Origin of the sequence: Mucilaginibacter pankratovii (assembly GCF_014773265.1) — a bacterium.
GTDB lineage: Bacteria > Bacteroidota > Bacteroidia > Sphingobacteriales > Sphingobacteriaceae > Mucilaginibacter > Mucilaginibacter pankratovii.
Map to the genome: position 1 here is coordinate 104758 of NZ_JACWMY010000002.1, position 12022 is coordinate 116779.

The 12022-nt window shown below is 47.2% G+C and carries 9 protein-coding genes; 6 read left to right on the top strand and 3 right to left on the bottom strand.

Annotation, left to right across the window (positions count from 1 at the left end):
- The first annotated feature begins 64 nt into the window (after nucleotides 1-64).
- Nucleotides 65-454, top strand: coding sequence for a DoxX family protein (locus IDJ77_RS03460; RefSeq protein ID WP_191187536.1), 390 nt, complete (start codon nucleotides 65-67; stop codon nucleotides 452-454).
- A 13-nt stretch (nucleotides 455-467) separates the two neighbouring features.
- Here the strand turns inward: IDJ77_RS03460 and IDJ77_RS03465 are convergent, their stop codons facing one another.
- Nucleotides 468-2354, bottom strand: coding sequence for a PAS domain-containing sensor histidine kinase (locus tag IDJ77_RS03465; RefSeq protein WP_191187537.1), 1887 nt, complete (start codon nucleotides 2352-2354; stop codon nucleotides 468-470).
- A gap of 188 nt (nucleotides 2355-2542) precedes the next feature.
- Here IDJ77_RS03465 and IDJ77_RS03470 point away from each other — a divergent pair, with 188 nt between their 5' ends.
- Complete coding sequence (locus IDJ77_RS03470) at nucleotides 2543-3172, top strand: class I SAM-dependent methyltransferase (protein ID WP_191187538.1); 630 nt, start codon at nucleotides 2543-2545, stop codon at nucleotides 3170-3172.
- Nucleotides 3173-3312: 140 nt separating this feature from the next.
- Here IDJ77_RS03470 and IDJ77_RS03475 read toward each other — a convergent pair whose 3' ends face one another.
- Entirely contained in the window at nucleotides 3313-3819 is a 507-nt protein-coding gene (locus IDJ77_RS03475; RefSeq protein WP_191187539.1) for a DinB family protein, read from the bottom strand.
- A 197-nt stretch (nucleotides 3820-4016) separates the two neighbouring features.
- Here IDJ77_RS03475 and IDJ77_RS03480 point away from each other — a divergent pair, with 197 nt between their 5' ends.
- From IDJ77_RS03480 to IDJ77_RS03495, 4 genes are all read left to right on the top strand, one after another.
- Nucleotides 4017-5522, top strand: a complete 1506-nt coding sequence (locus IDJ77_RS03480; protein ID WP_191187540.1) for a choice-of-anchor I family protein — start codon at nucleotides 4017-4019, stop codon at nucleotides 5520-5522.
- Between the two features lie 129 nt (nucleotides 5523-5651).
- Complete coding sequence (locus tag IDJ77_RS03485; protein WP_191187541.1) at nucleotides 5652-7475, top strand: M61 family metallopeptidase; 1824 nt, start codon at nucleotides 5652-5654, stop codon at nucleotides 7473-7475.
- Nucleotides 7475-7954, top strand: coding sequence for a GyrI-like domain-containing protein (locus IDJ77_RS03490; RefSeq protein ID WP_191187542.1), 480 nt, complete (start codon nucleotides 7475-7477; stop codon nucleotides 7952-7954). Before IDJ77_RS03485 ends, IDJ77_RS03490 begins: the two co-directional genes overlap by 1 nt.
- A 143-nt stretch (nucleotides 7955-8097) precedes the next feature.
- Nucleotides 8098-8280, top strand: coding sequence for a hypothetical protein (locus IDJ77_RS03495; protein ID WP_191187543.1), 183 nt, complete (start codon nucleotides 8098-8100; stop codon nucleotides 8278-8280).
- A gap of 126 nt (nucleotides 8281-8406) precedes the next feature.
- Here the strand turns inward: IDJ77_RS03495 and IDJ77_RS03500 are convergent, their stop codons facing one another.
- A complete protein-coding gene (locus tag IDJ77_RS03500; RefSeq protein ID WP_191187544.1) occupies nucleotides 8407-11835 on the bottom strand; it encodes a T9SS type B sorting domain-containing protein in 3429 nt (1142 codons plus the stop codon).
- Nucleotides 11836-12022: the final 187 nt, after the last annotated feature.

The window sequence follows — 12022 nt, forward strand, 5'->3', positions numbered from 1 at the left end:
ACGCAATCATTTGTTTTAATCCCCTTGGAACAATATTTGCATACCATCAAGCAAAAGCAACACTGTGAAGGCAAAACATATAAGAAAAGCAGCGAGGATACTACTGGGGGCCAATTTGATATTCGCGGGGATAAGCCACCTTACCTTTGCCCGTAACGCGTTTAAGGCGCAGGTGCCCGATTGGGTGCCTTTGGACAAAGATGATACCGTAGTATACTCCGGCATTGCCGAAATTGCTCTGGGCAGCGCGCTGGTGCTTACACCAGACAAATACCAGGAGGCGGTTGGTAAAGCGGCGGCGGCATTTTTTGTGGGCGTTTTCCCCGGCAATATTTCGCAATACCAGCATAAGCGCAGCGCCTTTGGGCTGGATACCGACAGGAAACGACTGGTGAGGCTGTTCTTTCAGCCCGTGCTGGTTTTTTGGGCGTTAAAGAGCACCAATAATATTTAGTTCGTGGTATAATTTAGCTTGAGCTCAACGGCAGTGTGAACCAAAAGGTGCTCCCCTCGCCTACTACGCTGTTTACACCTATCTGCCCGCCGTGGCGTTCGATAATTTCGGCGCTGATGTAAAGCCCCAGGCCGAGGCCGCTGAACTGTACGCCGCTGGCATCAACCCGGTAGTAACGTTCAAACAAATGCGGCAGCTTCTCGGGCGGAATGCCCCTCCCAAAATCCTGCACGGATATTTTGGCCATTTTGCCTGTTTGGGCGATATGGAGGAAGATCTTGTTGGAGTCGGGAGCGTATTTTACAGCATTGTTCACCAGGTTTACCACTACCTGGTCAATCCGTTCTTTGTCGGCGTAAACCTGCAGCCGGGTATCGCCGGTCAGGATAAGTTCATGTGTACCCATAAGGCGTACATGATCGCAGCACTCGTTGGCCATATCGGCCGCTACAAAATCGCTTTTATGCAGCGCCAGCTGCCCGGCCGCTATTTTTGATACATTTAAAAGCGCATCAACCAGGTGCTGCATTTTAGTAAGGCTGGTGTTGGCCTTCTCCAAAAACGCCGGGATCTTATCAGACGACGGCTGCGTTTTTATCAGTCGCTCCAGCAGCTGCATAGATGCTTTCACCGACGTCATGGGGGTCTTCAATTCGTGGCTGGCAACACTTATAAAATCGTCCTTCTGCTGCTGCAGGCGTTTAAATTCAGTAATATCTAAAACGGTGCCCAGCATTCGATAGGGTTTATCGCCGCCGTTATAATACACATCGGCCTGTATGCGGATCCAGTGCAGGCTGCCGTCGGGCCAGATGAGGCGGGCCTCATAAAATAATTTGCCGGTTTCCGCCGCGCGCTCATGCGCGGCCTGGCGCGCGGCAAGGTCCTCTTTGTGTATGCGCTGCCTGAACTCTTCGCGGGTACGTGTGCCATCAAAACCAAAAATGGCATTAAACCTTTCCGATGTAACCACGGTATCATTAGCCGGGTCGAAATCAAAAGTGCCAATCTCGGCTGCTTCTATGGCCAGCCGGGCGCGTTCTTCGGCTTCCTCGATACGGCGGCGGGCCAAAACCTTATCGGTAACATCTATCACTATTACCATAACGGCGTTGTTTTCGCCGGCCACATGGCTTATGGGTTCGTACACAAAATCAAGAAAGAGGCTTTCGGGCGTACCGTTGCGAATGAACACAACTTCGTGTTCTTTGGCAAAAAACGGCTCGCCGGTATTAATCACCTGGTTTAATATCGGCGCGTAAGCGTCGGCTGCTTCAGGCACGGCCTCCCAAATGCCCTTGTGCTCTAATTCACTGCGGTCTTTGCCAACCAGTTCCAGGTAGCTATCGTTCACCATCTGCACTACCAGGTCGCCGCTGCTAATGATACAGATGCCCAGTGGCGCCTGCATAAATGAGGAATATAACTGCTGCCGCTGATTTTTCAGCGCGTCGATGCCGGCTTGTTCTTTTTGGTTTAGCTTATACAATTCGGTAACGTTGGCGGGCGAATGGATAAAATATCTTACCTCGCCGCTGGCATCCAGTATAGGGGTGTTGGTGGTTGTCCAGTATCGTTCCTCAAACTCACCCGTACCGCGGATGGGGATATCATAGCGGTAGTTGGCCATGGTATGCGATTGTTTGGTTTGAATGGCCTGCTGAAACGAATAATGGGTCATTTCGATATTGCGCGATACCTCATCTGTTGGGTTAGCGGGAAACGAGCCAAAAACCGACGTGCCTATCATATCGCAGCGCTGCGTATTGGTGGCGTGGCAATAGGCATCATTGGCATCCAGTATAGTATAATGGGGTGCATCTATATCAATAATAAGTATTGCAGCGGGGCTGCTTTTAAAAATATCCTGATAACCGATCTCGGGGGTGGATGTAGGCATACGTGAAATATATCTTCTTAAATGGCGGATGGTAACATGCTGCGGAACGGAAAATAAGGGGCTAATTTATAAAAGTTATGCTTTATAACACAAAACTATGCCATGTGTTTTACCCATTCATTTTTGTTAGATAAATGCCATATCCGTTATCAAAAATGTATTATATTGCGGCAAATAATATAATATTTATGGCAGAATACCAGGAACATAGTTTTTTTAGCGAACATGCCCGCCCGTTTTGGCAATACGTTCAAGCCACTATGATCTCGCTTTTAAGCAAAGATAAAAACCGTTGCATACTGGATCTGGGATGCGGTAACGGCTACCTGGTAAACTTCCTTATTTCGCAGGGGTATAATGCCTATGGCATTGATGCCTCGCAAACGGGTATAGCCATTGCCAACAAGGTTAACCCCGGCCGCTTTTTTATACAGGACCTTGACGATAACCAACTCCCCGCCGAAATACGCGATATGCCTTTTGATACCATCGTATCTACCGAGGTGATAGAGCATATTTACAACCCCTTCATTTTTATGGCGCTTTGTAAGGATGTGCTGACCAAAAATGGCGGCGGAGAGCTGATATTAACCACCCCCTACCATGGCTATCTTAAAAACCTGATGCTGAGCATTTTTAATAAATGGGATAAGCATACCAACGCGGTCGCCGTTGGCGGGCATATCAAATTCTGGTCGAAAGCATCGTTGAGCCAGCTGCTTACCCAAACCGGTTTTGAGGTTACCAATTTTGTTGGCTGCGGCAGGCTCCCCTACTTTTGGAAGAGTATGGTGATGAAGGGGAAGCTGGTGGTGTAAGCGCCCTTCTCTTACAGACAAACCCAATTTTAATATCGAACACCGAATATCCAATACCGAATGATGAAGTTAAACCTTCGGCGTTCGATATTCAAAATTCATTATTCTATATTGATTCTCTACCTTGTTTCTTAGCTACTTTAGTTTACCAGCACCTGGTGGATATTCTCCAGCTGCCGGGTATGCCTGATGGTATGGCAGGCCACAAAATGCAGCCACTCTAACCGGGTGAAAGGCCCCGCGCCTGGTACCTGGAAATCGAGGCAGATTTCGGTTGGATCAAGCGGTTTAAAGGTTTGCCGGATCTCTTCGCTTTTACTATGATATTTACTCAAAATTTCGGCCTTGTCCTGTGGCTCTTCAGCAGGTAGAATAAACTCTGGAGATTTAAGCTTCGTGGTAAAATCGAGGAAGATATTTTCGATCATCGCATTACTTGCATCGGGTTTGCGGTCGGCGGGTTTGGTGTTGCCGGTGAGCACTTCGGGTAACCCCCACTGCGATTTCAGCATATGGTCGGCAACCTGGGCGGGTGTCCAGCTGCCCTCAAAAGGTACCATGTTAAATTGCTGCTGGTTAAATACACTCAAAACCTTCAAAAAATTATCGGTAGCGGTTTTATACTCGTTAATGGCCTGCTGTGTCATGATATTGATTACAAATGGGTTGATACTTTGGTTTATTTTGATAAAGGTACGCTCCTAATAAAAAAGCCGTCGGGTGCAAATACGGCTATTTAAGGGGTGAGATGCGACGTAACAAATGATAACACAGGCTTAACCCCTACATTAAAGTTACTTAACGTTGTGGTAATACTTTTACGACTTAGATAAAACACTATCGTATGAAGAATTATTTACTACCTATTTTATTATGTATTTTCCTGGTGAGCTGTAAAAAAGATTCGGCGCCCGAACCTGAATTTTTTGTGAATGAAGACCCTGCCACTTTTGAGGAGATAGGCAGTATTGATATCGGCGACGTAGGCGCAGCCGAAATAACCGCGTTCGACCCGGCCACCAACCGCTTATTTGTGGTAAACAATGGTACGGTAAACAAAATAGATGTAATAGACTTTAAAGACCCGCAGCACATGGTGGTTATCAACTCCATCAACATGGCACCTTACGGCGGCGCAGTAAATAGCGTTGCTGTATATGGCGGCAAGCTGGCCGCTGCTATAGAATCGGTAGACAAGCAGGCTAACGGCAAAGTGGCCGTATTTAAAACCGACGACCTGAGCGAAGTGAAAGTGATAAACGTTGGCGCCCTGCCGGATATGATCACCTACTCGCCGGATGGTAAATACATTTTAACGGCAAACGAAGGCGAACCTAACACCACTTATACTAACGACCCGGCAGGTACCATATCCATTATCTCTGTGGCCGATAATTACAGCGTAAACACCATCGATTTTGCTGGCTATGTGGGCCAAAAGGCCGACCTGATGGCAAAAGGCTTCCGTATATTTGGCGTGGGTAATGATTTTGTAAAGGATATCGAACCGGAATATATCACTATTTCGGCCGATTCGAAAACGGCCTGGGTAACCTTGCAGGAGAACAACGGTATCGCCAAAATTGATATCGCGGCCAAAAGCATCACCAATATATTCCCGCTCGGCTTTAAAGATTACAACGCCGCCGGCAACGAAATTGACCCAAGCGACAAGGACGATAAATTTGCATTGGCTAAATGGCCGGTAAAGGGCATCTATATGCCCGACGCCATTGTGGTGCTGGAACAGAACGGCATCCCCTACCTGTTCACCGCCAACGAAGGTGATGCCCGCGAGTACACCGCTTTAACAGAGGTTAAACGCGTAAAAGATATTACGCTTAACACAACTGCTTTCCCTAATGCTGCCACTTTAAGAACCGATGCACAATTGGGCAGGCTAAACATCACCACCACGCTTGGCGCAAAAGCCGATGGCACCTTCGAGGCGCTTTATTCGCTCGGCGCACGTTCTTTCAGCGTTTGGAACGGCAGCACCGGAAACCAGGTGTTTGATAGTAAGAACGAGCTTGATATAAAAGTTAATGCAGCAAACGCTTACGACGATGCCCGCAGCGATGATAAATCTGTTGAGCCCGAAGGTATCACCATAGGCAAAATAGGCAACAAACAAGTGGCTTTTGTAGGTATGGAACGCGCCGACGCAGTTGCTGTTTACGATGTTACCGATGCTACCAAACCAGCGTTTCTGCAGCTTTTAAAATGCGGCGACGCGCCCGAAGGCGTGCTGATCATCCCTGCCAAAAACAGCCCTACCAAAAAGAGCTTGTTATTGGTGAGCAGCGAGAACGACGGCGTTATAAAAGTTTACACCCCAAAAACTATATAATTTCCTTTATATAGTTTAGCCGCCCCATTGCACGGGGGCGGCTTTTTTATACCTGTTATATTTTATTAAATAATTTGTAAAATGTAACCAAACCCCTATTTTCATACCCATAAACCTTATTCCATTTCCATGAAGAAATTCATCACTTTCAGCTTATTATTTTCTGCCATTTCCATCTGCAGCTATGCGCAGCAGAAATACGAGTACGCGATAGATCTGATGCACATCATTAACGATCAGGTGGCCGTTACGCTAACCACTCCGGCTATTTCGCAGGAGAGCACCGTGTTTTCTTTCGCCAAGGCGATACCCGGCTCCTACGCCCGCAAGGATTTTGGCCGCTTCATCGTCAACTTTGAGGCCTTTGATAAAGAAGGCGAAAAACTAAAGGTGGAAAAACTGAATAAAGATCAATACCGCATCAGCAAGGCCAATACGCTCTCCATAATCAAATACAGGGTGAACGATACCTGGGATCAAAAGCACGACGACTTTATTTTTCAGCCGGGCGGCAGCAACATCGAAGCGGGTGTAAACGTGGTGATGAACAACCATGCCTTCTACGGTTATTTTGAGGATTATAAAAAGCTACCGATAGAAGTAACAATTACTAAACCCCAGGATTTTTTTGGTGCCACCCACTTGGATGTGGAGCACCCGTCTGCCAACCTGGATGTGATCAAAGCAAAAGATTTTGTTTACCTGGCCGATAACCCGGTGATCTACTCCCGCCCGGATACTACTTCGTTTTACGTGGGCCAAAGCAAAATAAACGTGTTTGTATTTTCGGCCACCGGGAAGGTGAAAAGCGCGCAGGTGGCGGGGTATTTAAAACCTATCGCGGCATCGCTCAACGCCTTCTTTAAGGGCCTGCCGGTAAAATCGTACCAATTCCTGTATTATTTTGAGGACCCTAAAAAAGCCCTTGCCGACCGCAAGAACGGCGAAGGCGGCTACGGCGCGCTGGAACATAATTATTCGTCGTTGTATTACCTGCCCGAGGTAGATTATGAAAAACGATTGATATCTATGGTTAACGATGTATCATCGCACGAGTTTTTGCACATCCTGACACCGCTGAACCTGCATAGCTTCGAGATAGAGAATTTTGATTTTACCGACCCGAAAATGTCGGCCCACCTTTGGATGTACGAGGGCGTTACCGAGTATTTTGCCCACCTGATACAATTGCAGAACGGGCTGGTAGATGAGAAAGGCTATTTTAAAGAAATGCGCGACAAGATGAATTCGGCAGAGGAGTTTGGCAACTTCTCGATGACGGAAATGAGCAAGCGCGTGATGGAAGACAGCTTCCAGAAAAAGTACAGCAGCGTGTACAGCAAAGGCGCTTTAATAGGCTTTGCATTGGATATGTTCATCCGCCAAAAAACGGGCGGCACCAAGGACCTGAAAAGCGTTATTATATCGCTCACCCAAAAATACGGGCCAAGCAAACCATTTAACGACGATGAGTTCTTTAACGACTTCGTAGCCGCTTCGCATCCGGATGTAAGGCAGTTTGTAGATAAATATATCATCGGCAGTGAGACTGTTCCTTACGGAGATTACCTGGCAATGGTGGGCTACGAGTATGCCGCGTCAAAAGACGTACAATCGTACTATCCCGGTAAAATGGGCCTGAAGTTTGAAAACAATGCCTTTGTTTTTATGAACGTGGGCGATAATCCTTTAAAGGTAAAAGAAGGCGACATTTTTAAAAAGATGGATGGCGTGGAAGTAACGCAAAGTAACGTAGACGATATATGGGATAACTATTTCAACGAAAACACCAAACATCCCGAAATTGAGATAACCGTATTGCGCGATGGCAAAGAAAAAACAATGAAGGGCCCCATCTTCGACGGCCATTTTAAAACCAAAAACTACCTGGCACCGATGGCCAGCCCATCGGCGGAACAGCAGGCCGCGCTTAAAAACCTCGAAGGGAAATAATGCAGCCCCGGTTTGAAACCCTGCCCGAAAAAAAGTTTATCGGCAGGCACCTTACTATGTCTTATACGGATAATAAAACGGGCGAATTATGGCGCGGATTTATGCCAAAGCGGCGGGAGATAGCCAACACCATCGGCACCGAACTCTATTCGATAGAGGTTTACCCGGAGGATTTTTTCATCGGCTTTAACCCGGCGGCGCAGTTTGAGAAATGGGCCGCCGTGGAGGTATCGTCCGTTGCAAGTGTCCCCGAAGGGATGGAAACGCTTTTATCGCCCGCAGGGCTATACGCGGTATTTGTACATTACGGGCCCGCCAGTACCGGCCCTGTAACGTTCCGTTATATTTTTACTGAATGGCTCCCCTCCTCAGCTTACGTGGTTGACCAGCGCCCTCATTTTGCCATCATGGGCGAAAAGTACAAAAGCGATTCGGCGGATTCTGAAGAGGAAATATGGATCCCGGTGAGGGCTAAATAACCCATTCGCTAAAAATTGGCGTAACAGGCGTAACATTTATCCCCCCCAGCCTGACTAATACTTAGTTACGCCCAACAAAACAGGCCATTACAACGTTATATCACCCAACGGGCATTTGCACGGCAGCAGTAAAAAAGGAATTTATGGAAGATGTTATTTTACAGATTATTGTTACCGCCCTTTTGGTGCTGATGCCCTTGTTTGGCCCCAAAACCAGGCGGCGCGAAATTGATTTTAAAAAGCAAACCGAGATCCATTCCATTTACGGCGTAAACGAGAATGGCAAGCTGGAACTGCTAAAAAAAGAAGGCGAAGAGCAGGCGTAATTCGTGTTGAGTAAATCAGGCTTTAACACTATCCTAAGTACCTTATAAATATTAAATAACAAAGGCCACAAGGAGATCCCCTGTGGCCTTTGCTTATAGGTAATAGCTTAGCTCATCACCATTGTATTAGAATTTGAGGATCAAATAACCCGTTTTCCGTATCACCTCCGCTCCTTTTTTATACTCTAACGAATAAAAGTAAGTGCCCGCTTTTTGAAGCGTTCCGTTAGCCGCGCGGCCGTCGAAAGCTTTGCTGTAGTTATTGTAACCTGTAGCGCTGTAGATCACGTCGCCGTTATTGTTTATAACCTTCAAGATATTCTCCGGATAAGCACCTATCCCATCTATGGTAAATACATCATTCACGCCATCACCGTTTGGAGACACCCCCTGATGCACATTCAATTCAGCAGCGGCATCGTCTGTTAGTACATCCTGTTCTACAAGCATCCTTTTTTGATTGGTGGTTAACAGCATAACCGGGGCTACAGTTGTGGTTACGTTAGCCGCATTATACCTGCTCAGGTTGTAACCTTCCGAACCAGCAGTGCCGTTGTACTCCAGAAGTATAGCGCGGTAGGTGCTTGATGCTATTAAGCCTTTGATATTTACACTGCTGCCCGTACCATTGTAAACGCAGTACCAGCCATTGGTACCCGCCTGGGTACCCAGCTTAAATGTGCTGTTGCCAGTATAGGTGCGCCCCTGTACTACATTAAGCGCACCGCTGGTGCCTAAATGTAAGAATACCGCGCGTGCACTGCCGTTGCTTTTCGCCCAGCTTAGCGTGGTTGATGTTGCTGCCGTGTTACTGAATACGTAAGCCGTTGCGTAGCCTGTTGGTGGCGTTGCCGGCGCACCAACAGGTGCAGGGGTGGTCACATTTGCGCCGTTAAAACGCGCTACAAAAGCTACTGTTGCTAAACCACTGTCGCCATTGTAATCAACCACGGCAACACGGTAAGTTGTTGAAGGTGATAGGCCCAATAAATTTACCGAGTTACCTGTACCTGTATAAACGCAATACCAATTTTGATTATCTCCTGAAGAATCTATCGGCTCACCCTGCGTATAGGGATTACTTGCAGTGGGAAAATATCCATCTAAGAGTGCCGGCGCACCCAACGAGCCTGCTTTGATAAATACTGCGCGCGAAGCACCTGTTCCGTTAGTCCAGCTTAAAGTGCTGGATGTTGCTGTGGTGTTACTAAATGTTAAAGCGGTGGCATAACCTGTTGGCGGGTCAAAGCTATTTGTTCTATATGTATTACCCGTATTACCCATATATTCCGGCTCAGTGTAAACCGGGATTGTCTTGCTTCCGTTATAGTTAACAGCAACAACACGGTAATATGCAGCAGGCCGCAAACCGGTTACGCTTACCGCGTTCTGCGAATATTCGCCATTGTAAACGCAAAACCAGCCACTATTGCCTATTTGTTCGCCTGTACCAAATTTATTGTTTGCCGCGTAAGAGGCTGTTCCAGGCAAAGGCATTTCACTATAATTCCATGGGTATGCAGTGCTACTAACTAAACCTATTTCTTTCACAAATATGGCGAGCCCTACCGGTGGCGGTCCAAAAGGGAAGTATTCAATGTCCATCATCGTGGCAGGGTTTTTACCGGGATTAGCGCGTACAAACGTTGTGTAATTAGGGGCAACAATAGGGGTAGTTACCCTGGTGGTAACCCCGGTTACCTGGTAGGTTTCGGCTCCTGCGCTGCCGGTATATTCCACTACCGATGCCGTGTAGGTGGTACCGGTTTTTAGCCCGGTAATATTTACATAGCCACCCTTTCCGTTGTAAACGCAATACCAGCCTGTAGCCGCAACACCGCCCTTTACATACGAGCCAAGCGACATAAAAGAGCTATCAGGGGCATACGCTGTACCTTTAATGGCTGCCGGTAAACCTGCCGTACCCATCTTTAAAAATACCGCGCGATTGGTAGTGCCGTTTCCGCGTGGCCAGCTTAGGGTGGTGGTTTTATCAGTTGTATTTGAGAACGTTATGGTGGTAGCGTAATCAAGTGGGTTATATGGTTCGGTACCATAAACGGTTATCGAACCAAGCGGCGATCCAGATTGGCCCTTGCGTGTTGCATCGTCCGGAACCTCGAAAAATGCAGTGGCGCCATCTGCACTAAGGGCAATATTGTTCAAACTATTCTCTGTTGCAACTGCCGCCGGGTTTGGCGCAGGTATTTCTTTTTGTACCCAGCCATTGCCTGTACGGATATAGGCAGTAGGCGTTGGGGCGGCAAATACAATGGTGTTTCCGTCGGCACTCATAGAACCCCCGCCGTAGGGTAATGTCTGTTGCAGGCTCCATACAGCCCCGTTCCGGCTGTAAACATCCCCGCCTGCCAAAAAAGTATTTCCATCGGCACTAAACTTAAAATCACGATATTGCGGCAGCACTGCCTGCACTTCCCACCCCGTTGATAAAAGCTTGTAAATAGCGGTGTAACCCAGGTTAAACAGGCGGTTGTAACGCCCGGCGTTTTGAAAAGAGGATGCTGCGGCCGTTTTGCCATCGGCGCTTATGGCCACGCGGTTGCCCGGAGCCGACCTGCCCACCGTATAATATATAGGGGTGTTGATCAGGTTACCCTCTTCATCAAAACGGAGCATGCCATAATACACATGCTCTTCTGTGTAGTTTGGAACATCCGCTACCTCTTGTTTCTGCCAGGTATTGCCAACAAGTTTCATGATGGTGATACCCAAGCCCGTTTCGCCGCCACTATAACTGCCCCCATACGTATTTTTACCTAATATGGCTGTTTTACCATCGGCAGAAAGCCCTACTACGTTACCTAAAGAATCGTTTAGCGTACCGGCATCTTGCCAAGCGCTATTATTGCGCTTGTACAACTTAGCAGGCCCTGCGTCGGCTCCTATTAATGCGGTGCTACCATCTGCGCTCAAAGCAAGGTAATTGCTAACTGTTCTGTATCGGTTACTGCCCGTAAATGCTGAGGAAACAGTCCACGTGTTGTTTTTACGGGCGTAAAAAAGATAGCTTGAGCCGCCGTTTACAAGTGCTGAGTTTCCATCAGCGGCCAGGGCAGATGTTTGCACCAAGTTGTAAGGGCCGTATTTGATTGTTGTATCGATAAGCTTTGCACCTTGTTGAAAAGCCGGGTATGGTGTAGCGGTTACTATAAAATCGGTGGCTGAACTTACATTGATACCCGTGTTAACCGTGACCTTACCTGTAACTGCGCCCGGCATTACCATACCGACGATTTGAGTTGCAGTAAATGACGTAACTATAGCGGGCACGCCGCCTATAGTAAGTGTTGATGCCGATGTAAAGCCGCTACCTGTTACGGTAACCAAAGTACCCGGTGCTCCCGAAGCCGGCGAAAAAGATGTGATGGTTGAGGCAAATGCCGTATTACTTCTTCTGTCTGCAACAGCAGTTGGTTTTGAAGCAAAGGAGGCCAATGTTGTAGACGCCAAAACCAGCGCTAAAGCAATCGCTTTGAATTTATGACGGGAAAATTTGGGCAATAAAATCCTGGATAAGGTAAGGTTATTCATCATATTTAAATAAGTATTTGTGTGCAATGGAGTTACTAAGTACTCACCAATAAATGCACATACTTTCTAAATATGCACCGACAGATGTAATAAGGTTGTTTATATAACTAAAGTTTAAAATTTTAAACCTCAGTTGGTTGCGGCTTTGTATATGCCAAATATAGATGTTTAAACTAATATCCGGCTTAAA